Annotated in this window: 18 protein-coding genes and 1 pseudogene; 5 read left to right on the forward strand and 14 right to left on the reverse strand. The window is 67.1% G+C overall.

The features are described 5' to 3' along the window. Window positions 1-32: 32 nt before the first annotated feature. From trxA to GA0115254_RS10825, 7 genes are all read right to left on the reverse strand, one after another. On the reverse strand, window positions 33-365 hold the full coding sequence (gene trxA, locus GA0115254_RS10795; RefSeq protein WP_093895053.1) for a thioredoxin: 333 nt from the start codon (window positions 363-365) through the stop codon (window positions 33-35). A 42-nt stretch (window positions 366-407) separates the two neighbouring features. Then, complete coding sequence (trxB, locus tag GA0115254_RS10800; RefSeq protein WP_093895054.1) at window positions 408-1,370, reverse strand: thioredoxin-disulfide reductase; 963 nt, start codon at window positions 1,368-1,370, stop codon at window positions 408-410. A 134-nt stretch (window positions 1,371-1,504) separates the two neighbouring features. Beyond that, window positions 1,505-2,455, reverse strand: coding sequence for an anti-sigma factor (locus tag GA0115254_RS10805; RefSeq protein WP_093895055.1), 951 nt, complete (start codon window positions 2,453-2,455; stop codon window positions 1,505-1,507). Continuing rightward, a complete protein-coding gene (sigM, locus tag GA0115254_RS10810; RefSeq protein ID WP_093895056.1) occupies window positions 2,452-3,156 on the reverse strand; it encodes an RNA polymerase sigma factor SigM in 705 nt (234 codons plus the stop codon). The genes GA0115254_RS10805 and sigM overlap by 4 nt, the downstream gene beginning before the upstream one ends. Before the next feature lie 170 nt (window positions 3,157-3,326). Then, window positions 3,327-5,045, reverse strand: coding sequence for a protein kinase family protein (locus GA0115254_RS10815; RefSeq protein ID WP_093895057.1), 1,719 nt, complete (start codon window positions 5,043-5,045; stop codon window positions 3,327-3,329). A 129-nt stretch (window positions 5,046-5,174) separates the two neighbouring features. Further along, on the reverse strand, window positions 5,175-7,334 hold the full coding sequence (gene murJ, locus GA0115254_RS10820) for a murein biosynthesis integral membrane protein MurJ (RefSeq protein WP_093895058.1): 2,160 nt from the start codon (window positions 7,332-7,334) through the stop codon (window positions 5,175-5,177). 49 nt (window positions 7,335-7,383) lie between these two features. After that, window positions 7,384-9,672, reverse strand: a complete 2,289-nt coding sequence (locus GA0115254_RS10825; protein WP_093895059.1) for a DUF6049 family protein — start codon at window positions 9,670-9,672, stop codon at window positions 7,384-7,386. A gap of 183 nt (window positions 9,673-9,855) precedes the next feature. Here GA0115254_RS10825 and GA0115254_RS10830 point away from each other — a divergent pair, with 183 nt between their 5' ends. After that, window positions 9,856-11,298, forward strand: a complete 1,443-nt coding sequence (locus GA0115254_RS10830; protein WP_093895060.1) for a CCA tRNA nucleotidyltransferase — start codon at window positions 9,856-9,858, stop codon at window positions 11,296-11,298. A gap of 129 nt (window positions 11,299-11,427) precedes the next feature. Here GA0115254_RS10830 and GA0115254_RS10835 read toward each other — a convergent pair whose 3' ends face one another. The 4 genes from GA0115254_RS10835 to GA0115254_RS45840 form a co-directional block, all read right to left on the reverse strand. Next, the gene (locus GA0115254_RS10835) at window positions 11,428-12,690 is read right to left on the reverse strand and encodes an MFS transporter (RefSeq protein WP_093895061.1); all 1,263 of its coding nucleotides are present in this window, start codon (window positions 12,688-12,690) and stop codon (window positions 11,428-11,430) included. 124 nt (window positions 12,691-12,814) lie between these two features. After that, window positions 12,815-13,897, reverse strand: a complete 1,083-nt coding sequence (locus GA0115254_RS10840) for an inositol-3-phosphate synthase (RefSeq protein ID WP_093895062.1) — start codon at window positions 13,895-13,897, stop codon at window positions 12,815-12,817. A 61-nt stretch (window positions 13,898-13,958) separates the two neighbouring features. Further along, window positions 13,959-14,666, reverse strand: coding sequence for a PadR family transcriptional regulator (locus tag GA0115254_RS10845; protein ID WP_093895063.1), 708 nt, complete (start codon window positions 14,664-14,666; stop codon window positions 13,959-13,961). A gap of 509 nt (window positions 14,667-15,175) precedes the next feature. Then, window positions 15,176-15,313: a hypothetical protein gene (locus GA0115254_RS45840; RefSeq protein WP_256102489.1), complete on the reverse strand. Its 138-nt coding sequence runs from the start codon at window positions 15,311-15,313 to the stop codon at window positions 15,176-15,178. A gap of 87 nt (window positions 15,314-15,400) precedes the next feature. Here GA0115254_RS45840 and GA0115254_RS10850 point away from each other — a divergent pair, with 87 nt between their 5' ends. Together GA0115254_RS10850 and GA0115254_RS10855 are read left to right on the forward strand one after the other, a co-directional pair. Further along, complete coding sequence (locus GA0115254_RS10850) at window positions 15,401-17,764, forward strand: transglycosylase domain-containing protein (RefSeq protein ID WP_256102490.1); 2,364 nt, start codon at window positions 15,401-15,403, stop codon at window positions 17,762-17,764. A 118-nt stretch (window positions 17,765-17,882) separates the two neighbouring features. Continuing rightward, the gene (locus GA0115254_RS10855; RefSeq protein ID WP_093895065.1) at window positions 17,883-19,376 is read left to right on the forward strand and encodes a glycosyltransferase family 87 protein; all 1,494 of its coding nucleotides are present in this window, start codon (window positions 17,883-17,885) and stop codon (window positions 19,374-19,376) included. A gap of 51 nt (window positions 19,377-19,427) precedes the next feature. Here the strand turns inward: GA0115254_RS10855 and GA0115254_RS10860 are convergent, their stop codons facing one another. The 3 genes from GA0115254_RS10860 to GA0115254_RS10870 all read right to left on the reverse strand — a co-directional run bounded on the left by GA0115254_RS10860 (window position 19,428) and on the right by GA0115254_RS10870 (window position 22,235). Then, entirely contained in the window at window positions 19,428-20,459 is a 1,032-nt protein-coding gene (locus GA0115254_RS10860) for an alanine racemase (RefSeq protein ID WP_093895066.1), read from the reverse strand. Window positions 20,460-20,562: 103 nt separating this feature from the next. Beyond that, complete coding sequence (locus GA0115254_RS10865; protein WP_093895067.1) at window positions 20,563-21,681, reverse strand: lipid II:glycine glycyltransferase FemX; 1,119 nt, start codon at window positions 21,679-21,681, stop codon at window positions 20,563-20,565. 239 nt (window positions 21,682-21,920) lie between these two features. Continuing rightward, complete coding sequence (locus tag GA0115254_RS10870; protein ID WP_093895068.1) at window positions 21,921-22,235, reverse strand: hypothetical protein; 315 nt, start codon at window positions 22,233-22,235, stop codon at window positions 21,921-21,923. A 278-nt stretch (window positions 22,236-22,513) separates the two neighbouring features. Between GA0115254_RS10870 and rpsF the strand changes: the two genes are divergently transcribed. Then, window positions 22,514-22,804, forward strand: a complete 291-nt coding sequence (rpsF, locus tag GA0115254_RS10875; RefSeq protein WP_015609864.1) for a 30S ribosomal protein S6 — start codon at window positions 22,514-22,516, stop codon at window positions 22,802-22,804. 74 nt (window positions 22,805-22,878) lie between these two features. After that, a pseudogene (locus GA0115254_RS10880) lies at window positions 22,879-23,485 on the forward strand (single-stranded DNA-binding protein). Window positions 23,486-23,513: the final 28 nt, after the last annotated feature.

Raw genomic sequence — 23,513 nt, forward strand, 5'->3', positions numbered from 1 at the left:
ACCCGTTTCACGTGAAACAGCGGACCACAGTCCTACTCGCCAATGAAGCCTTCGAGGTCGCGGAGGATCGCGGCCTTCGGCTTGGCGCCGACGATGGTCTTGGCGACCTCGCCGCCCTGGTAGACGTTCAGGGTCGGGATGGACATGACGCCGTACTTGGCTGCCGTGTCCGGGTTCTCGTCGATATTGAGCTTGACGATCTCGATCTGGTCGCCGTGCTCAGCAGCGATGGCCTCCAAAGACGGCGCGATCTGGCGGCACGGACCGCACCATGCGGCCCAGAAGTCCACCAGCACAGGCTTGTCGCTCTTCAGGACGACCTCGTCGAAGGAGTCGTCGGTCACGTTCTTCAGGGCGCCGGCCACGGCGACCTCCTTAACTACTTGGGGTGTGGGGTGAGGCGTGGATCAGACGGTGGCCGCAGCGGCCTTCTCGTCGTCGGCGAGCGCGGCGAGGAAGCGCTCGGCGTCGAGAGCGGCCGAGCAACCCGTGCCGGCAGCGGTGATGGCCTGTCGGTAGGTGTGGTCGACGACGTCACCGGCGCCGAAGACACCGGTGAGGTTCGTGCGCGTTGAGGGAGCTTCGACCTTGAGGTAGCCCTCCTCGTCGAGGTCGAGCTGGCCCTTGAAGAGCTCGGTGCGCGGGTCGTGGCCCACCGCGATGAACAGGCCGGTGACCGCGAGCTCGGACGTCTCGCCGGTCTTGGTGTTCCGAAGGGTCAGGCCGGACAGCTTCTGCTCCCCGTGTACTCCGGCAACTTCGCTGTCCCAGGCGAACTTGATCTTCGGGTCGGCGAAGGCGCGGTCCTGCATGGCCTTGGAGGCTCGCAGCGAGTCGCGGCGGTGGACGATGGTGACCGACTTCGCGAAGCGGGAGAGGAAGGTCGCCTCCTCCATCGCGGTGTCGCCGCCGCCAACTACGGCGATGTCCTGGTCCTTGAAGAAGAAGCCGTCACAGGTGGCGCACCAGGAGACGCCGCGCCCGGAGAGGGCGTCCTCGTTGGGCAGGCCGAGCTTGCGGTGCTGGGACCCGGTCGTCACGATGACAGCCTTGGCGCGGTGCACCGTGCCAGCGGTGTCGGTGACCGTCTTGATGTCGCCTGTGAGGTCCACGGAGACGACATCGTCGGGGACGAGTTCGGCACCGAAGCGTTCGGCCTGGGCGCGCATGTTGTCCATGAGCTCGGGGCCCATGATCCCGTCCTGGAAGCCCGGGAAGTTCTCCACGTCGGTGGTGTTCATCAGCGCGCCGCCGGCGGTGACGGCGCCCTCGAACACCAGCGGCTTCAGTGAGGCGCGTGCGGTGTAAAGGGCGGCCGTGTAGCCCGCGGGGCCGGAGCCGATGATGATCACATTACGGACGTCGCTCACGGGTTTCTTCCTCGTCTCTGCAGACTGCCTACTGTCCACGCCTACTGGGGCCGGTTCAACGACTCTCACCCCACCCAACGGATCCTACGGGGCATGCATTCCCGACGTGCCGGGGCGGCGTTCCGGTGCGTATCTCAGGGGCGCGCGTAGGCGTGAGTCAGTAGTACCTTCCCCTTGGCAGCGGGCTTTTCCCGGACGCAGGCCGCATCGACGACATACGCCTGGACGCGGGTCGCGTCGGAGGGGTGGGGCAGGACGACGAGGAAGGCATCCGAGCCTTCGTAGGTGCCTTCTTCCACGGCGAGGGCCGCAGTCGTCCGCCCGATGCCCTGCTTCACACAGGTCGGGACGGACACGGTGGGCGCGCGCAACGGCGTTTGAGGCGACTCGGTCCTGGGAGAGTCACTCTTGGGCGTCGACTGAATGTCGACGGACGGCGGCGCCTTCTTCTCGGTGCTGGTACCGCTCGTATGTGACTGCTCGATGCCCGCGCTCAGAAGGAGCGTCTGGACTCGGCCTTCGAGGGCGGAGGCCGAGAAGGTTCCTGCACCTTTCGCTGCGGAGCTGGAGCCCCGGTCCGCCGCCTTGAGGCTGGCATCCTCCTGGGACGGCTGGACGTTCTGCAGCATGAAGACGCCCACACCGACCACGGCTGCACCGAAAGCGGTGCCGAGTACGGCTGTGCGGCGGCGCCAGGCCGGCCGACGGCCGGGACCGGTGGCTGCCCGGGGACGCCCGGCAGGGCGGTCCGGGAGACTGAACTCCGTTTCCGGCCTCTGTGCCACAGAGGGTTCTGTTTCACGTGAAACATGCACCGCTCCGACGGGCGCCGCAGTACTGAGAGCCTCTACGGCGAGCGCGGTGTCGATGCGGTCTGCGACATCGTCGGGCATGTGCTGTGGCGTGGGCACAGTGCCGAGCAGCTCGCGGATCTCCATGAGTGAGGAATGGACATCACCGCAGAGCTCACAGCCGTCCACATGACTGCGTACCTCTGCCGCACGCGACGGCGGGAGCAGCCCCTCCGTGAGATCGGAGATCTCCGAGACGTCCGGGTGCCGGGTCGTGTCGGTCGTTGATGTCATGCGCGCCCACCTCCGCCCTTCACTGCAGCAGGATTACTCGTTCCTGCGTCCTTCGGTCCCGATGCGGGTGGGACGGATGCGCGCGGCGTCCGGTTCCTTCCCGTGGTGGTTTCATCGGCTTCTGCGCCCTCACTGCGGAGGTGAGTGAGTAGAGGGGCGAGCCGGGCTCTGCCCCGTGCACAGCGGCTCTTCACGGTGCCTGTCGGTACATCGAGGATGCGTGCCGCCTCGGCCACGGGGTAGCTCTGCATATCCACGAGGACAAGTGCGGCACGCTGCTCGGCGGGGAGAGTGGCGAGTGCGGCCAGGAGCTCGCGGTGCAGATCCTGGCGCTCTGCCGGTGCCTCTGCCGACTCGTGCGGCTCAAGGAGCTGCTCGAAGCGTTCGGTGTCATCGACCGGTGAGGTCTTTCGGGTGGCCGCCTTGCGGACCCGATCGAGGCACGCATTGACGGTGATGCGGTGCAGCCAAGTGGTGACGGCGGACTGGCCGCGGAAGGTGTGGGCGGCCCGGAAGGCGGAGACCAGGGCGTCCTGGACGGCATCGGCGGCTTCCTCGCGGTCGCCCAGGGTCCGGAGTGCCACAGCCCACAGCCGGTCGCGGTGGCGCCGTACGAGCTCGCCGAAGGCGTCGGCTTCACCGGCCACATGGCGAGCGAGGAGGTCTGAGTCGCTGAGTGCTTCTGACGGCTCGGCGGCCACCTCCCCCTCCCTCCCTTTCTCTGCGTCAAGGTGCGTCTGTCTATCACGATTCGAGTGAGCAGGGGCAGAGGGCGGAAGCTGCACGGTCCGCCGTGGGGTTGTGATCGTCTACGTCGGCTGGTCCGATTGCGCGAAAGGCCGGTGGGAGTTTCTCCCACCGGCCTGTTCCGTCAGCCGAGTACTGAGATCTCCGAGATCCCGCCCCGGTAGCCATCGGCTGTTCCGTCCGACGGCAGTTCGGTGAGGTGGACCAGGACGTAGCGGGTCCGCACGGGCTTGTCCAAGGTCTTCTTCAGATCGCTCCCCACGGTTTCCAGCTTCGTGAGGCGCTGAGAGAAGTCCGAGAGAGACGACGGGGCGGAGGCGCTCGCTTCGGCCGCGAGTACCTCGGCCTTCTGTCCGCTGCGGTACATCTCGATCTTGATGCCGGCGATGTCCTGAACGCTACCCAGATCGATGACTATGCCGCTGCCGTCTCTGCGGGGCGCCAGGTTGCCGAAGTTCGCGTATCCCAGGTAACGGGGGGTGACCCAAGCGGTGTCGGCGTTGCCGTCGATCGCCCTGGGTACGTCCTTCTGGCTTATCCCCGAACCGCTGGGCATGAACTCCGTCGCACTGTCGATCCGGAGCGGTTTGGATGGGGCCGAGGGCTTGTTGTCGCCGTTCTCCGGTGTGGTCTGTGTGGTGTCGTCGGTCCCCGAGTCCTTGCCACGGTCCAGGAGCGTCTCGGCGAGCTGCCAGCTGCCGAGGCCCAGGGCGGCAATGAGCAGTGCGGACACCGCCCACTTGAGGACCTTGCCGGTGCGGCTCTGGAGCGGGGCCGGGGGCACGGCGATCACCGGCTGAGTGGTGGCCCCGGGGCCGGTCGTCGGGCGTCCGTAGGTGCCCTGCTGGTAGGTCGTGCGCTGGTACTCCGGGGGCGCCGTGAAGGTGGGCTCCGGAGGGCGGATGCGGGGCATCGCGGCAACGGCCTTGGCCAGTTCGTCCGGGGTGGTGCACGGCTGCTCCTGCCGGGAGGCAGTGGCGCCGTCGTTGGCGAGTGCGCGCATGGCGAGCTCGGAAAGACCGCGGTGGACACCGGCCCGCACCTGGTCGGGGGCGATCAGCCCCACTCCCTTGGGGAGCCCGGACAGGCCGTAGGCATCGGTCTCGTACGGCCAGCGCTGGGTCAGCGCGGCGTAGAGCAGGGCGCCGATGGCCTCGGTGTCCGTGCGTTGCGGGCCGTCGCTGGTGATGCCCCGCAGCGCGGCGTTCACCGCGAGGCCGCGGATCCGGTACTGCCCGGTCGAGCTCCGCAGCACCGCGCCCGGGGTCAGTCTCAGATGTGCGAGACCTTCTCGATGTGCGGCTGCCATGGCCTGGGAGACCTGGCTGACGAGCTGGTACGCGTCGTGCGCCTCCATCGGCCCCGCGGCCAGCAGAGAAGTGAGCTCGGTGGCGTCGGGGAGCCATTCATGGACGACATAGACGAGGTCGTCCTCCTCCACGGCGTCGAGTACCTGCACGAAGCGCGGGTCGCCGAGCAGAGCGGAGGAGCGGGCTGCGGCCAGCACTGAGCGCGCTCGGGGGTGGTCGGCGGGGAGCAGATGCACGCCCACCGCGCGGCGCAGTTTCTCGTCGACAGCGCGCCAGCTGCTGAATCCGTCCAAACGGGTGACGCACTCTTCGAGCCGGTAGCGTCTGGCGAGTTTGTGCCCGCTGTGCAGATCCGGGGTCGGCAGGGTGGCCTCGGTGTTGATGCGCTCACCGTCCGTGTTCTGCGGCTTTGTGCCCGTTGTGTCCTGAGCTTGTGCCGTCCCGTCGGTCGTGGCCTCGTCCGCCTTGGCGGCCAGCGGTTCATCACCGCTGTTGTCGGCCACGTCGACGGCAGCCGTGCTACGTTCCGCCACCGTCGTTCCTGCCTCCCCATCCGTTGCGCGATGCCAGCCAGCTCTGCACAGTCACGCCAATTGTGCCCACACTCCGGCGCTATGCACGACACGCAAAGGGCAGTGATGGTTGTGCGGCCGGAATGATCCTCAGCGCCCGAGCCGCCCGCGGACCATGCCGACCATCCCGTTGATCTCTTCGATCCGCATCCGCTTGGCGGCGATGAAGAAGACGCCCAGCAGAACGGCCCCACCACAGATCAGCGCGACGAGCGACCCGAAGGCGCCTTCGCCGAGGCCCAGGAGAACAGCGAAGCCGACGCCGCCGCCGAGCACCGCTGCCGGGACGGCAGCGAGGCACAGACGGGCGTAGGTGCGTACGACGTGGGCGCCGTCCAGATCACCGCCCAGCCGGTTGCGCAGCCGTCGCCAGGCGATACCCACGCCGACGGCGTAGGCGAGTCCGTACGAGGCAGCCATGCCGACTACGGCCCACTGGGCCGGCAGAACCACGTAGCAGAGGGCCGAGGCGGCCGCGTTGACCGCTGCGACGATGACCGTGTTGTAGAAGGGTGTCCGGGTGTCCTCGTAGGCGTAGAAGCCGCGCAGCACCACGTACTGCACGGAGTACGGGATCAGGCCGAGGCCGAATGCCATGAGGATGAAGCCCATGGAGCGGGCGGCTTCGGTGCCCGCGGAGGCATACAGGAGCGTGCACATCGGCAGGCCGAGAGCGAGGAACATGAAGGCTACCGGCACGATCGCCACGGCCGAGTTCCGCAGTCCCTGAGAGATGTCGTCGCGGACGGCGCCCGGGTCGTTGTCGTGGGCGGCGCGGGAGATGCGGGGCAGTAGGGCCGCCATGACCGACACGGTGATGATTGCCTGCGGCATGCCCCAGATGAGCTGGGCGTTGGAGTACGCGAGGAAGCCGGTGCCGTCCTTGCCGGACAGTTTGCCCGCCGAGGTCGCGAGCTGAGTGACGACGATCACGCCCGCCTGATTGGCCAGGACGAACAGGACGGTCCACTTGGCCAGCTTGACCGTCTTGCCGAGCCCGTGCCCCTTCCAGTCGAAGCGCGGCCGAAAACGGAAGCCGGCCTCACGCAGATACGGGACCATGGCCAGGGCCTGGACGACCAGGCCGAGCAGCGTGCCGATGCCCAGGAGCCGGACGCCCTCGGGCGGGATCGTCTGGACGCCCATCTGGGATTCGGCGGAGGTGCCGTAGACCCAGATGAACATGCCGAACGTGAAGATCATGACGATGTTGTTGAGGACCGGGGTCCACATCATCGCGCCGAACCTGCCGCGGGCGTTCAGGATCTGGCCCATCACGACATGCACGCCCATGAAGAAGATGGTCGGCAGGCAGTACCGGGCGAACGTCACGGCAACACTGTTGGCGGCTGCGTCCCCGGCGATCGTCGGCGACATCATGTGGATCAGCCACGGAGCGGCGAATACCGCGATCGCGACGATCACACCGAGCGCAACCATCACGAGAGTCAGCAGGCGGTTGGCGTAGGCCTCGCCGCCGTCCTCGTCGTCCTTCATGGATCGTACGAGCTGGGGAACGAAGACCGAGTTCAGCCCGCCACCGACGGTGAGGATATAGATCATCGTCGGCAGCGTGTACGCGATGGTGAAGCTGTCGCCGAGCAGTGCCGCACCGAGCGCGGCGGTGATCACGAGGCTGCGGACGAATCCGGTGAGCCGGGACACGAGCGTGCCGGCCGCCATCACCGCACTGGACTTCAGCAGGCCGGAGGCCCGGCCGCCGGACTTGGGCGGCGCGGGCGCCGGGGCCGGTTCGGGCTCCGCCGGAACGGGGGAGGACCCCGCCGGGCCCTCCTGGTCCCGGAACAGGTGCGCGAAGGCATCCGGCTGCTCGTGGTCCTGGGACGCCTGGCTGACGAGGTCATCCACCCCGACGAACTGGGTGGTCACCGGGTCATCGCCGTACGGCAGGTACCGCGACGGGCCGTCGGGCTCGGGCGGCGGGGTCTGCGCCCAGATGCGCGGATCGGGTGCGTACTGCGCCACGGGCGGCTGCTGATAGAGCGGCTGGGGCTGCTGGTAGGTGCCAGGGGGTGGCGGCGGGTGCGCGGCGCGGTCGTACAGCGCCTCGGTCACCGGGTCCTGGACGGACAGATCCTGGGACCGGTAGGGATCGTGGTCGTACGCGGTCTGCAGGTACGGATCGGGCGTCGGCGGAACCTGGCCCGGTCCGGGCGGCATCGGGGGCCCGCCGGAAGACCCGGCTCCGTCCGCACCCTGACCGCGGTCACCGTCGTACGGCGCGTTCATCGAAACCCCACCTCATCGTCCCCGGCCGACAGGCCACGACAGACATCGCTCAACGTTCCACTTTCTCACCCGAGCCCGACGGCTCCCCGTTTTCCGGATCGGTGTCCGGGGTCGGGTCACTCGGCTGCTCGGGTTCGCCGCCGTTGTCCCCGCCCGCGTTGGCGCGCTTGCGGTGGGTGTACATCCTGATGCCTGCGAGGACCAGAAGGAGCAGCCCACCGGCGATCACCAGCAGCACGGTCGGGGTGAGCTCGGAGACCTTCACGGTGAAGGTCATTTCTCCGCCGTACGGTGTGCCGTCCTCGGTGTAGAGCTGTGCGGTCATCTGCACCTGGCCATTGACGTTGGCCGCGGCGTCGAATTTCACGGACTGGCTGTGGCCGCCGGCGATCCGGATCGGCTGCTCCGCCACGGCCCCGTCGTCGTTCAGCTTGAGCCGGGTCGCGTTCTCCGACTTGAGCCGGAGGACCAGATGGTCCACGCCCTGCAACAGTCTGTTCTGAACGGTCACCGGGATCGTGGCGCTGCGGCCGGACAGGGTGACGTCCGACTTCGAGATGAGCTGGACCTCGTTGATGAGGCCCTGCAGATAGGTGCGTACCGAGTCCCGGTACTGCTGGGCCTCCAGCGGCCTGCCACGCCATGACGTCGACATGGAGCGGTTGACCGCGTTGCCGAAGGGAGTCACCACCCGCTCGGGCTGGGTGAGGATGACCTGGAAGTTGTTGAGCGAGACCTGGGTGGACTTGATGTCCTGGAACGCCTGGGTGGGCAGCTCCTGGCTGCGGAGCTTCTTCGGGTACTGGGACGATCCGGGGACGCTGGTCGTCGCGTCCGTGTCGGGCTTCGCCTCGGCCGCGTCCACGAGCCCGAGGGGTTCTGTCCAGCGTTCGTCGTCGAGGGCGTGCAGGGCGGCGGCCATCGACTGGGCCTGGGCGACAGTCGGCATCCGCTGCGGTGCGACGACGATGCTCCGTTCCGCGTCGGTGTCCTGCTGGGTCAGAGCGAGGGTCAGAGCGAGGAATTTCTGTACGGCGAGGGTGGAGTTCCCCGCCTTCGACATGTCGCCCTCGAAGGCCGTGGAGAGCCGGGCGTCGGAGACCACCGCGGTCGTGCCGCCGCCGATCGGCCGGGCCGCGGTGGGCGTGTACGACAGGCCGCCGGTCTCCGGGAGGCTGTCGCTGCGGGCGATCACGTTGTGGGCGCCGGCCGAGGTGGCGACGTCGACGATCGACGGGTCGATCGCTCCGTCGACGGGCCAGGCGAAGTCGGTCGACGGCTTCACATGAAGGATGGTCTGCACCGTTGTCCCGGCCACCTCCGTGGCGGTCTGCAGGTGGCTGAGAGTGCCCGACACGTTCTTGCCGCGGTGTGCGATGGACGCCAGATCGGGGTCGGCGAACGGAAGCGCGACAACCTTGCTGTCCGAGACCGCGGCCTCCAGCGAGGTGAGCCACTTCTTGGCGACGGCCTGATTCTTCCCGGCGACGGTGGTGTCGCCGGACTTGACGCGGTAGTTCATCGTCATCGCATCGACACTGGCCAGCAGGTCCGGATCGATGACCCACGTCACGGGCAGCTGACTGCCCAGCGAGACCAGCTGTTCGAGGCGTCCGCCCGGAGCGAGTTCGGCGGCCAGGTCGTCGTCCGCGAACACAGGCGTCTGCTGATCGTCGGAGCCGGTCTCGGCAGTGACGTGGGGCGATGCGATGAGCGGCCAGAGATAGGTGACCTTCGTCGTGGAGTCACGCTCCTCTTCCTGCCAGGGCAGGAAGGTGCGCTGGATCCCCAGAACCTGGTCGTACCGGGCCCGGGGGGTCTGCCCCGACAGCGAGACGCCGAGCTGGTAGACGCCGTCGTCGCCGAGCCCCAGTTTGCCGACCGGGACGGACAGCGTGAAGTCCTGGCTTGTTCCGGAAGCGAGCTTCGCGAACTTCACCGTGTACTTGCCGCCGAGTGGAGCCGGGTCGCTGCCGGGGACGAACCCGGTGCGCTTGGCGGCGGTGTCGATCGATGTCCTGTCGAAGAGCCTCGGGCCGACTCGCAGGTCGACCTTCGCCTGCGTGATCGTGTCCTTGCCCCTGTTGGTCACGGTGCCGGAGACGGTCAGGGTGTCCCCCTTCACCGGCGCGCTCGGAGCGAGGGTGTCCAGGGACACACTGACTGTTTCGGAGACGGTCGGGGCCTTGGAGGTCCCGCCGGCCTGTGCGATGGGTGCGGCCGGTCCGGCCAGCAGAGCTGCGACGAGCGGCGCCCCGAGGATCAAGGAGGCTGTGCGCCGCAGCCACCGGCGGGCAGGAGAGGGACCGATCCCCTGAATGTCTGCCGCCTCGGCCACGCGCCTACCCGTCCCTCGTCGTTGTCAGATGGTGTCGATGGTTGTCGGTTGCTGCGTCCCCGCATGGTAACGATGTGCGTGGGTGCCAAGTGCTGGGGAGTCCGCTACATGATCGGAAGAGTCTCGCAGGGCGGGACGAAACCAGGACGACCGGGCCGGTCCGGGCACGTACCCTTTTCTGTTGTGTCGAACGCCAATGAAGACAGCTCCCGTGCCCTGACCCAGGTGCAGCACCGCGCAGTCAGTGAACTGCTGCGGGTGTCCCCGGTCGCCGACGACCTCGCCCGCCGTTTCCAGGATGCCGGATTCAGCCTCGCCCTGGTCGGCGGCTCGGTCCGGGATGCGCTTCTCGGCAGGCTCGGGAACGACCTGGACTTCACGACCGACGCCCGCCCCGAGGCCGTGCTGAAGATCGTCCGGCCGTGGGCCGATTCGGTATGGGAGGTCGGGATCGCCTTCGGCACCGTGGGTGCTCAGAAGGACGGCTACCAGATCGAGGTCACCACATACAGGTCGGAGGCGTACGACAGGACCTCGCGCAAGCCCGAGGTGTCCTACGGCGATTCCATTGAGGAAGACCTCGTCCGTCGCGACTTCACGGTCAACGCGATGGCGGTAGCGCTTCCGCAGAAGGACTTCATCGATCCCCACGGCGGTCTTGAGGACCTGGCCGAACGTGTACTGCGCACTCCCGGCACCCCCGAGGAGTCGTTCTCCGACGATCCGCTGCGCATGCTGCGTGCTGCTCGCTTCGCCGCGCAGCTGGACTTCGATGTCGCCACGGATGTGGTCACGGCAATGACGGAAATGGCCGGGCGTATCGAGATCGTCTCCGCCGAGCGGGTCAGGGAGGAGCTCAACAAACTGCTGCTCTCCGCCAACCCCCGCACTGGTCTGGCGCTGCTCGTCGACACGGGGCTGGCACAGCAGGTGCTGCCGGAGCTCCCCGCGCTGCGTCTGGAAAGTGACGAGCATCACCGTCACAAGGATGTCTACGAGCACTCGCTGACCGTCCTGGAGCAGGCGATCGACCTGGAGGAGGACGGCCCTGATCTGGTTCTGCGTCTTGCCGCTCTCCTCCATGACATCGGCAAGCCGAGGACGCGGCGTTTCGAGAAGGACGGGCGCGTCTCCTTCCATCACCACGAGGTGGTGGGCGCCAAGATGGTCAAGAAGCGGATGGCGGAACTCAAGTACTCCAACGAGATGGTCAAGGACGTCTCGAAGCTAGTGGAGCTTCACCTGCGCTTCCATGGCTACGGCGACGGCGAGTGGACCGACTCCGCTGTGCGCAGGTATGTGCGTGATGCGGGGCCTCTGCTGGAGCGGCTGCACAAGCTGACCCGCTCGGACTGCACCACGCGGAACAAGCGCAAGGCCGCTGCTCTCTCGCGGACCTATGACGGGCTTGAGGAGCGCATTGCGCAGCTGCAGGAGCAGGAGGAGCTGGATGCCATCCGGCCCGACCTCGACGGCAACGAGATCATGGAGACCCTGGGTGTCGGTCCTGGGCCGGTTATCGGCAAGGCCTACGCGTTCCTGCTGGAGCTGCGGCTGGAGCACGGGCCGATGGGGCATGACGTGGCGGTAGAGAAGCTCAAGAAGTGGTGGGCGGCGCAGACCTGAGATCGCTGGAGGCTCGATCGGTAGGAGTGAGGACCGGGTCGCGGTCATGTTTCACGTGAAACATGACCGCGACCCGGTACGGCGAGGGGCGCTGTTTCACGTGAAACAGCGCCCCTCGCCGTACCGGTGCTAGCTGTCGGCGCGGCTCCACCGGAACAGCAGTACGGCGATGACCGCATAGAGCACCGCTACCCCGATCACCACCACGAACGACTGACCGTCAGGGGGCAGCATCAGAGCGGAGACTGCGGCAGCGCCCACGAATGCCACGTTGAACAGCACGTCGTAGAGGGAGAAGACCCGGCCTCGGAAGGCATCGTCCACCGAGGTCTGCACCACCGTGTCCGTCGCGATTTTCGACCCCTGGGTGACGAGTCCGAGGATAAAGGCCGCGACGAGTATCGGTACGGGGACGAACCACAGCCCCAGCGCGGGTTCGAGGACGGCGGCCGACGCCGCGCACACCGCCATCCAGCGGAATCGGCCGAGCCGCCCTACCGCCCAAGGTGTCACCACGGCTGCCGCGAAGAACCCCGCACCGGAGATCGCCACAGCCACTCCGAGGAGGGCCAGGCCTTCGGATTCGCTGTCGGACCAGGCGTACCGGCACAACATCAGCACCATCACGGTCAGTGCCCCGTAGCAGAAGCGGATCACGGTCATGGCGGCCAGTGCCCGGGTTGCTTGCTTCCGTTCCGCGAGATGGCGCAGTCCGCCGGCGAGCCCCCGCGCGGTGGTGACCAGAGCCTCTCTCAGCCGGATGCGGGCCTCGTCCTGATCCGGCCCGAGGAGCCCGGTGGCAAGGCTCAGGGATGCCAGCGCCGAAGCGAGGTAGAGAGCCGCGCCCAGCAGCACCACCGCCGCATCGGAGTCGGCGAGCAGCAGCCGCATGATGAAGGCGAGGCCACCGCCGGCCGTTGCGGCGAGGGTGCCCGCGGTCGGTGAGAGCGAGTTCGCCACTACCAGTCGGTCCCTGTCGACGACGCGTGGCAGTGCGGCCGAGAGCCCGGCCAGTACGAAGCGGTTGACCGCGGTGACGCACAGCGCCGAGGCGTAGAAGAGCCAGTCGGGTGCGGAACCGAGGATCAGGAGTGCGGTGCAGCAGGCGAGTGCGGCGCGCAGCAGGTTGCCGTACAGAAAGACCTGACGGCGCGGCCAGCGGTCCAGCAGGACGCCGGCAAAGGGGCCGATGAGCGAGTACGGCAGCAGCAGCACGGCCATTGCGGAGGCGATGGCCGCCGCCGATGCCTGTTTCTCCGGGGAGAAGACGACATGAGCCGCCAGTGCCACCTGGTAGACGCCGTCGGCCGACTGGGAGAGAAGTCGTACGGCGAGCAGACGACGGAAGTTCCGAAGGCGCAGAAGTACGCGCAGATCACCTACGACAGGCATGTGATCAAGGGTCACATACGTTGAGGGTCCCCGGGCGGATTACCCGGGGACCCTCAAAGGTGCGGAAGGGAAGGAGCGTTGCCGCTCATCACCGAGCCGCGCCGACGCGCCGTGTCCGGTCGCGTCAGTTGGCGACCTCGCCCCTGATGAACTTCTCGACGTTCTCGCGGGCCTCGTCGTCGAAGTACTGGACCGGCGGGGACTTCATGAAGTAGGAGGACGCGGAGAGGATCGGGCCACCGATGCCGCGGTCCTTGGCGATCTTCGCGGCGCGGACGGCGTCGATGATGACACCGGCGGAGTTCGGGGAGTCCCAGACCTCCAGCTTGTACTCCAGGTTCAGCGGAACGTCACCGAAGGCGCGGCCCTCGAGGCGCACGTACGCCCACTTGCGGTCGTCCAGCCAGGCCACGTAGTCCGACGGACCGATGTGGACGTTGTCCGCGCCGAGCTCGCGGTCACGGATCTGGGAAGTGACGGCCTGCGTCTTGGAGATCTTCTTGGACTCCAGGCGCTCACGCTCGAGCATGTTCTTGAAGTCCATGTTGCCGCCGACGTTCAGCTGCATCGTGCGGTCCAGGATGACGCCCCGGTCCTCGAAGAGCTTCGCCATCACGCGGTGCGTGATCGTGGCGCCGACCTGCGACTTGATGTCGTCGCCGACGATCGGGACACCGGCCTCGGTGAACTTGTCCGCCCACTCCTTGGTGCCGGCGATGAAGACCGGGAGAGCGTTGACGAACGCGACCTTGGCATCGATGGCGCACTGCGCGTAGAACTTCGCAGCGACCTCGGATCCGACAGGCAGGTAGCAGACGAGGACGTCGACCTTACGGTCCTTGAGGACCTGGACGATGTCGACCGGGGCCTCGGTCGACTCCTCGATGGTCTGGCGGTAGTACTTGCCCAGGCCGTCGTGGGTGTGGCCGCGCTGGACGGTGACGCCGGCGTTCGGCACGTCGCAGAGCTTGATGGTGTTGTTCTCGCTGGCACCGATGGCGTCCGCGAGGTCGAGGCCGACCTTCTTCGCGTCGACGTCGAAGGCGGCGACGAACTCGACGTCCCGCACGTGGTAGTCGCCGAACTGGACGTGCATCAGACCGGGCACCTTGCCGGCCGGATCGGCGTCCTTGTAGTACTCGACGCCCTGGACCAGCGAGGCGGCGCAGTTGCCCACGCCGACGATGGCTACGCGAACCGAACCCATTCCGGTTGCTCCCTGTGTGTAATGGATGTTCCCGATGAAGCCCCGCGGATCTGCGGGGACCTCACTTTGAGGTGTCGTCGGACGGATCCGGCGGGGTGTTACCCCGGTGCCGGGGCAGGCCGTCCGTCTCTCCTGCTGTGTTCTGCGGAGCTTCGCTCCCGGGCGAGGACCGTCGCTGATCCCGTCCCGACCGCTCGCTCTCGATGAGCTCGTTCAGCCAGCGCACTTCGCGCTCCACGGACTCCATGCCGTGTCGCTGCAGCTCAAGCGTGTAGTCGTCGAGGCGCTCGCGGGTGCGGGCCAGAGAGGCCCGCATCTTCTCCAGGCGCTCCTCCAGCCGGCTGCGCCGGCCTTCCAGCACCCGCATCCGCACCTCGTGCTCCGTCTGCCCGAAGAAGGCGAAACGGGCTGCGAAGTGCTCGTCCTCCCAGGAGTCGGGCCCGGTGTGGGAGAGCAGTTCCTCGAAGTGCTCCTTACCTTCCGCCGTCAGCCGGTAGACGATCTTGGCGCGGCGCCCGGCCAGCGAGGAGGCGGGGGCGACCGCACGGCCGGCAGCAGGCGAAAGGTCGGCCGGGGTGCTTCCCGGCTCTTCGATCAACCAGCCGTTGGCGACCAGCGTCTTGAGGCAGGGGTAGAGCGTTCCGTAGCTGAAGGCGCGGAAGATCCCCAACGAGGTGTTGAGACGTTTGCGCAGCTCGTACCCATGCATCGGGGATTCGCGGAGCAGACCGAGAACGGCGAATTCGAGGATGCCTGAGCGTCTGCTCAATTCCGCCTCCTCCTTCTCCGAGTGCTCCCGCGGAGCCCTGTGCCGAGCTGATGTACCGAGCTGATGTATCGACTCGATACATCATGACGATAGATCGGTCGTCGTGCTGCGACAAGAGGGGTCATCGTGAACGGCGTCACATCGTGAATTCGTAGGCACCGACTTGCGTCGTTTGGGGTGAAGTTCGGCCCTAGGAGGGTTTTGACCGTGCGTAGTCTGTGCGGCATGCAGACCACCGGGAACCGTGAGACGCCTGTGCGCGTCAGTCTTCGCGGACCAATCGGATGCACTGCGGATGAGCCTGTCGCAGGGCTGGTCCGTCATTCGGGGGGACCGGATCTCAACTGCCGCTTCCAGGCGTTCTCGCCTGCCCGAGGAGTAGTCGTTCCATGAGCGAGCACCGTCGCAAAACGCCGCAACCGCAGGGTGGTGGGCGCGCAGCGGCCAGACGAGCCGCCCAGCAGTCCTCAGGACGCCGCGCCGCTCCGTCACGCGGAGTAACGTCCGAGTCACCTTCCGGTTCGCATGGCGGGGACAGCCCGTACGGCGGCCGCGCCGAGGCGAGGCGAGCCGCCCAGCGTGGCGGCGGGAGCCGTGGCGGCGGCGGTGGTCGTCGTCGTGGTGGTGGTGGTGGCGACAGCGGACACGAGGGCCCGGGCAGGGGGCGTGGCCGCGGTGGTCAGCGTCCTGTCAAGAAGCGCTTCATCGACTATCCGCGCGCCGGGAAGTACGGCATGCGGCGCTGGGTGCCGTCGTGGAAGCTGGTCTCCAGCCTCTGTATCGGCTTCCTCGGCCTGCTCATGGGCCTGGCCGGCCTCGCGTACGCGATGGTTTCCACGCCCAACGTGAAAGACACCGCGAAAGCGCAGAACAACGTCTATTTCTGGGACGACGGCTCGCAGATGGTCGCCACGGGCGGTGAGGTCAACCGTCAGATGATCGGTTACGCGCAGATCCCCGAAGCCATGCGCAACGCGGTCATCTCGGCTGAGAACAAGTCCTTCGAGCATGACAGCGGCATCGACCCCATGGGCATCGCCCGTGCTCTGTACAACATGGCGACCGGCGGCCAGACCCAGGGTGGATCGACGATCACCCAGCAGTACGTGAAGAACTCCTATCTGTCCCAGGAACAGACCCTGAGCCGGAAGTTCCAGGAACTCTTCATCACGCTCAAGGTCACCAATGAGACGGACAAGAAGGTCATCATCCGTGACTACCTGAACATCTCCTACTACGGGCGAGGTGCCTCAGGGATCCAGGCGGCGGCCCGTACGTACTACGGCAAGGACGCCGAGGACCTGAACGCGAGCGAGTGTGCGTTCCTGGCCACGCTGCTCAAGGGTCCCACCTACTTCGACCCGGCGGGCGTCCCCGAGGAGGATGCGAAGGAGGCCACCAAGGCGAAGAACACCGACCGGGCCAAGAAGCGCTGGGAGTGGATCCTCAACGAAGAGGTGAAGGACAAGCGCCTTTCGCAGGCGGAGCGCGACAAGTACACCAAGTTCCCGATGCCCCTTCCGCCGAGGAAGAGCGCCCAGCTGGGCGGTCAGACCGGCTACCTGGTCGACCTCGCCAAGTCGTACGCCCTGAACAACGTCGAGGGTATGACGGCGAACAAGCTGGCCCAGGGCGGCTACGAGATCCACACCACCTTCAACGAGAAGAAGGTCAAGGAGCTCAACGCCGCGGTCCAGAAGGTCTACGACAGCAAGATCAAGCCGAAGCAGCGTCCCGAGACGGACACTCACGTCCAGTTCGGCGGCGGGTCGGTGGATCCCAAGACCGGTGCCATCGTGGCGATCTACGGCGGTCAGGACGCGACCAAGCACTACACCAACAACGCCAACCCCACGGGTGCGCAGGTCGGTTCGACCTTCAAGCCGTTCGTGCTGGCGGCAGCGATGGAGTACGGCAAGCGCGACCCCTCGCTCGACGAGGACCAGGACGTGTCGCAGCGTGAGCAGGTCTCGCCGCTGAGCATCTACAACGCCGACGACAAGCTGAAGATCAAGAAGTACAACGGTCAGATCTGGACCGACGAGAACGGCAAGGAGTGGCTGCAGACCAACGACGGCCATGAGTCGAAGGGCAACATCACCCTTCGCGAGGCGATGCAGTGGTCCGCCAACTCCCCGTACGTCCAGCTCGGCATGGACGTTGGCACCGACAAGGTGAAGAAAGTCGCCATTGCCGCCGGCCTCAAGGACGACGACAGCATGGCGGATTCACATGTGCCGTCGTTCTCCATCGGTACGTCCTCGCCCAGTGCGATCCGTATGGCCGGTGCGTATGCGACCTTCGCCGCCAGCGGACAGCAGCGCGAGCCCTACTCGGTCACCGAGGTGAAGCACGAGGGCGAAACCATCTACCGCCACAAGGACGCCCCCAAGCGCGCCTTCGATGCCGACATCGCCGACAACATCACCGACGTCCTGAAGAACGTCGTCGAGAAGGGAACCGGTACCCCCGCGCAGCTCCCCGGCCGTGACGTGGCGGGCAAGACGGGTACGACGGACGAGAACAAGTCGGCCTGGTTCGTCGGCTACACCCCGCAGCTGTCCACGGCCATCAGCATGTACCGGCTGGACGACGACGAGAAGAACGCGAACCGCAAGTTCGAGAAGATGTACGGCACGGGTGGCGAGAAGACGATCCACGGTGCCTCGTTCCCGGCCCAGATCTGGCACGACTACATGGCGAAGGCGATGCAGGGCAAGCCGGTCGTGACATTCCCGGAGCCGCAGCCGATCGGTGAGAAGGTCTACGGTGGCGGCGCGCAGAGCCCCAAGCCGTCGCCCACCACGGTGGAGTCGCCCTTGCCGTCCACGTCGGCGTCCGAGTCGCCCTCGACGAGCCCGTCCACGCCGGCGCCCGACCCCAGCGACACCTGTAGCGCATGGGACTGGAACTGCCAGAACAGCAACGGCGGGACCAACACCGGCGCGACGAATGGCGGAGCCGCCGGCGGTCCCAGCACCAGTCCGCCGACAACCACCTCGCCACCGAGCGGTGGCAACGGCAACGGCAACGGCAACGGGAACGGGAACGGCAACGGCAACGGGAACGGCGGAATCTTCGGGGGCCCGGCCGGTTAACGTCCCTCCGGCCGGACAGACCGGCGAGCCGGCCGGCCGGACCTGGCCGAGGGCCGCCGCACCACATGGTGCGGCGGCCCTCGACGTTTCCACAGTCCCGTACGGCAGGATGAGCGGCATGCCAAGCGCAGAAGACACGAGTGTGCACCAGGAACGGCCCGTCGTACGGCCCACGCACCAGGACGAGATCGCCGAGGCGGGCAGTGCTCTGATCGGCGGCCGGTCGGGGCGCTGGACACGGCTCGGCAGTACGGCACTCACGCCAGTGGGCGTCATCGCGCTGGTGGCCCTCGGGATGTTCGCGCTGGGCATGGTGCAGAAGCTGCCCTGCTACAACTGGGCGTGGTTCAGGGGCGCCGGTTCGCAGTACACGCACGCCTGCTACTCGGACATTCCGCATCTCTATGTCGGACGTGGCTTCTCCGAAGGTCTCGTGCCGTACTTCGACCGGCTGCCCGGCGACATGCAGTACCTGGAGTACCCCGTCCTGACCGGCGCGTTCATGCAGATCGCGTCCTGGCTGACACCGGGCGGATCCATTCAGCACCGCGAGCAGATGTACTGGATGGTCAATGCCGGCATGCTGATGATCTGCGCCGTGATCATCGCCGTCTGTGTCGCCCGTACACACCGGCGCCGCCCCTGGGACGGGCTGCTGATCGTCCTCGCGCCCGCCTTCGCGCTCACCGCGACGATCAACTGGGACCTGCTGGCGGTCGCGCTGACGGCTGCGGCGATGCTCATGTGGTCCCGGGGGCGGGTGCTGGCGTTCGGCATCCTCATCGGGCTTGCCACCGCAGCCAAGCTCTATCCCGTGTTCCTGCTGGGGCCCATCTTCGTTCTGTGCTGGCGGGCGGGTAAATGGCGGGAGTTCGCCATGGCGACGCTCGGGGCGGCGGGGGCCTGGCTGGTCGTGAATCTGCCGGTGATGGTCTTCGCACCCGAGGGGTGGAAGAAGTTCTACACATTCAGCGAGGAACGAGGCATCGACTTCGGCTCATTCTGGCTGGTCATCACACAGCGCACCGGAAAGATCTTCGAGGTCACGACCGTCAACACAGTCTCGACCCTGTTGACGATCCTGCTGTGCGGAGCCATCGGTGTCCTGACGCTGACGGCACCGCGCAGGCCGCGCTTCGCGCAGCTCGCCTTTCTCGTCGTCGCCGCGTTCATCCTCGTCAACAAGGTCTATTCGCCGCAGTACGTGCTGTGGCTGATTCCCCTGGCTGCCCTGGCCAGGCCGCGCTGGCGCGACTTCCTGATCTGGCAGACGTGCGAGGTCATGTACTTCCTGGGCATCTGGACGTACCTCGCGTACACGACGAGCGGGGACAAGCACCAGGGGCTGCCCACGGAGGGGTATCAGCTGGCGATCATCCTGCATCTGCTGGGCACGCTGTACCTCTGCGCCGTTGTCGTACGGGACATTCTGATGCCGGAGCGGGACGTCGTGCGGCGCGACGGGTCGGACGATCCGTCCGGTGGGGTGCTCGACGGGGCCGAGGACGTATTCGTGCTGGGGCGGGCTGCGCACCCGCCGCGGCATGCCGTTCCCGCCGTCGAAGGGCCGCGGGTGGAATGGGGAGCGGCGCACGGACCGGCCGCCGACTGAGAAGGGCCTCTTCAGGGGGCCGGGGTCCCCTGAAGAACGTCTCGGCGCCTCCTACCGGTCGACGAGGCGGTCGAACTGGGTGGTCGTGTGGCGCAGATGGGCCACCAGCTCGTCGCCGACCTTCGGCTCCTGCGCGTCCGAGGGGACGAACAGGATCGACACCTGCATGTGCGGCGGTTCGGCGAACCACCGCTGCTTGCCGGCCCAGACGAACGGCGACAGGTTGCGGTTGACGGTGGCCAGGCCCGCGCGGGCGACACCCTTGGCGCGCGGCATCACACCGTGCAGGGCTTTCGGGGCCTCCAGACCCACACCGTGCGACGTACCGCCGGCGACGACCACCAGCCAGCCGTCCGAGGCGGCCTTCTGCTGGCGGTAGCCGAAACGGTCACCCTTGACGACGCGCGTGACGTCCAGAACGGCGCCCCGGTACTCCGTCGCCTCGTGGTCGCCGAGCCACAGCCGGGTGCCGATGCGGGCGCGGAAACGGGTCTGCGGGAACTGCTGCTGAAGCCGGCCCAGCTCCTCGGCGCGCAGATGGCTGACGAACATGGTGTGCAGCGGCAGCCGGGCCGCGCGCAGCCGGTCCATCCAGCCGATGACTTCCTCGACCGCGTCCGAGCCGTCCGTGCGGTCCAGCGGCAGGTGCAGAGCGAAGCCTTCGAGACGTACGTCCTCGATGGCGGCGTGCAGCTGCCCGAGCTCCTCCTCCTTGACACCGTGGCGCTTCATCGAGCTCATGCACTCGATGACGACCCGTGCGCCCACTAGGGCGTGCACGCCGTCCACGGACGAGACGGACCGGATGACACGGTCGGGCAGCGGCACCGGCTCCTCGCCCCGGCGGAACGGGGTGAGGACCAGCAGATCGCCGCTGAACCAGTCCTTTATGCGGGCCGCTTCATAGGTGGTGCCGACGGCGAGCATGTCGGAACCGAAGCGGATGGCCTCGTCGGCGAGCCGCTCGTGACCGAAGCCGTATCCGTTGCCCTTGCAGACCGGGACGAGGCCGGGGAACTGGTCGAGGACGGATTTCTGGTGCGCCCGCCAGCGCGCGGTGTCGACGTAGAGGGAGAGCGCCATGGCCGGTCCGGAACCCTTCTGGTGGCTGCGGTGTGGGAGGTGTGCGGAGTCGAAGTCCCCATTGAAACGAATGAAGCCGGTTTCGTCAGCGGGACGACGCGTATCAGCGGCGCGACATGTAGATGTCGAGCGCCTTGTGCAGCAGCTTGTTGAGCGGGAAGTCCCACTCGCCGATGTACTCGACGGCTTCGCCGCCGGTACCGACCTTGAACTGGATCAGACCGAAGAGGTGGTCCGTCTCGTCGAGCGAGTCGCTGATACCGCGCAGGTCGTAGACGGTCGCGCCCATCGCGTACGAGTCGCGCAGCATGCGCCACTGCATCGCGTTCGAGGGCCGGACCTCACGCCCGATGTTGTCGGACGCGCCGTACGAGTACCAGACGTGGCCACCGACGACGAGCATCGTCGCCGCGGACAGGTTCACGCCGTTGTGACGCGCGAAATAGAGCCGCATGCGGTTGGGGTCCTCGGAATTGAGCACCGTCCACATACGCTGGAAATAAGAGAGCGGGCGCGGCCGGAAGTGGTCGCGGACCGCGGTGATCTCGTACAGCCGCTGCCATTCGGCGAGGTCCTCGTAACTGCCCTGGACGACCTCGACACCGGCCTTCTCGGCCTTCTTGATGTTGCGTCGCCACAGCTGGTTGAAGCCCTTGAGGACGTCCTCGAGCGACCGGTTGGCCAGCGGGACCTGGAAGACATAGCGCGGCTGTACGTCACCGAATCCGGCGCCGCCGTCCTCGCCCTGCTGCCAGCCCATCTTCCGCAGCCGGTCCGAGACTTCGAAGGCGCGCGGCTCTATGTGGGTGGCCTCGACATCGCGCAGGCGCTTCACATCGGGGTCCTGGATACCGGACTTGATGGCGGCCGCGTCCCAGCGGCGGATGACGACCGGCGGGCCCATCTTCACGGAGAAGGCGCCCTGCTGCTTGAGATGCGCCAGCATCGGCTGCAGCCAGTCGTCCAGGTTGGGGGCGTGCCAGTTGATGACCGGGCCCTCGGGAAGGTACGCGAGGTACCGCTTGATCTTGGGCAGTTGGCGGTACAGCACCAGGCCGACACCGACCAACTCACCGCTCTTGTCGAACCATCCCAGATTCTCAGAGCGCCATTCGGTCTTCACATCAGCCCACGCCGGGACCTGGCAGTGACTCGCCGCGGGCAGATTCTGGATGTACGCCAGATGCTGCTCTCGGCTGATGGTCCTCAGGGTCAGGCTCATGCGGGGCGCTCCTCGGCAGGTGTGTCCCCATCGGTCAGGGGCTCCGGCTCTCGCGCCGAAGCCTACTGCGACCGGGGAGCGCCCCGTCTGGCCCTATGGGACCTTGCCGGTCCGTCCCGCCGGGACCGGGATGGCCCCGTCCTTGTACGGGGAGCGGCGCCAAGCCCCTGAACGGGGTCCTCGCGCCGGGCCCGTGCGTCCGGCTGTGTCCGGTTGTGCCTGGTTGCGTCTGTCTCGAATCAGCCCACCAGGCCGCCGAAGAGGCCGCCGTGGGCCATGCCGAGGAAGAACCCGATGGCGGATGCACCCAGGCCGATGATCAGCGGGAACCTCTCGCGCGTGGTCACCGAGACGTACTGCCCGTACGCAGCCGTGAGGATCCCGATGAGTCCGGCCCACGAACTGATCAGATGCAGGCTGTGGAACATCGCCGTCACGAAGGCGAGCGCACCGAGGACCAGGGTCACCACCACCAGGGCTTCCTGGAGCGGATGGGTCTTGCCGTCCGTGGCGAGAAGGGAGACGGGAGGACGGGACCGAGTTGCCTGTGCCATGGAGTACCTCCTGGCCGAAAGGCGGCGCATCGTGGCGCCGCTCACACCCGATGTGTACAGATTGCGTCTCCTGAGCACCGGATTTCAACCGGAAGCCGGTGTGCGGGTAGTCTGTAACGTCTGCACCGGTGTCTGCCCAGGCCAGCACGTCGGCCCCTCTCGACAGGGGGTGCTGTCAGTGGCGGCTGTTTTACTCGGAGACACTGTTGCTTTACGCATCACGACCCTCCTGCCACGGAACGACCGTGGCCGCTGAGTCCAAAGGAGGTGGGTTCCACATGCGTCACTACGAGGTGATGGTCATCCTCGACCCCGATCTCGAGGAGCGCGCTGTCTCCCCGCTGATCGAGAACTTCCTCTCCGTCGTCCGTGAGGGCAACGGAAAGGTTGAGAAGGTCGACACCTGGGGCCGTCGTCGTCTCGCTTACGAGATCAAGAAGAAGCCCGAGGGCATCTACTCGGTCATCGACCTGCAGGCCGAGCCTGCGGTCGTCAAGGAGCTCGACCGCCAGATGAACCTGAACGAGTCGGTCCTCCGGACCAAGGTCCTCCGTCCCGAGATCCACTGAGCATCTAGCTCAGCGGTCATCGGGTTCGAGTAGCAGCAAGCAGCCAGAAGCAATCCCCGCCGAGAGGTTCACCCATGGCAGGCGAGACCGTCATCACGGTCGTCGGCAATCTCGTCGACGACCCCGAGCTGCGCTTCACCCCGTCCGGTGCGGCGGTCGCGAAGTTCCGTGTCGCGTCCACTCCCCGCATCTTCGACCGGCAGACCAATGAGTGGAAGGACGGCGAAGGCCTGTTCCTCACCTGCTCGGTCTGGCGGCAGGCGGCGGAGAACGTCGCCGAGTCGCTTCAGCGAGGCATGCGCGTAGTCGTGCAGGGCCGGCTGAAGCAGCGGTCGTACGAAGACCGCGAGGGCGTCAAGCGCACGGTCTACGAGCTGGACGTCGAGGAAGTCGGCCCCAGCCTCAAGAACGCCACGGCCAAGGTCACCAAGACCACCGGTCGCGGTGGTCAGGGCGGCCAGGGTGGATACGGCGGCGGCCAGCAGGGCGGCGGCAACTGGGGCGGCGGTCCCGGTGGCGGTGGCCAGCAGGGTGGCGGCGGCGCTCCCGCCGACGACCCGTGGGCCACGAGCGCGCCTGCCGGCGGCCAGCGAGGGCGGGGGCCAGCAGGGCGGCGGAGGCGGTTGGGGCGGAAGCTCCGGCGGCTCCGGCGGCGGCTACTCGGACGAGCCTCCCTTCTAGGGCAGCTCGTACTCCCACTTCTTGATCA

This window comes from Streptomyces sp. Ncost-T10-10d, from assembly GCF_900091955.1.
In the GTDB taxonomy this organism is placed as follows: Bacteria; Actinomycetota; Actinomycetes; order Streptomycetales; family Streptomycetaceae; genus Streptomyces.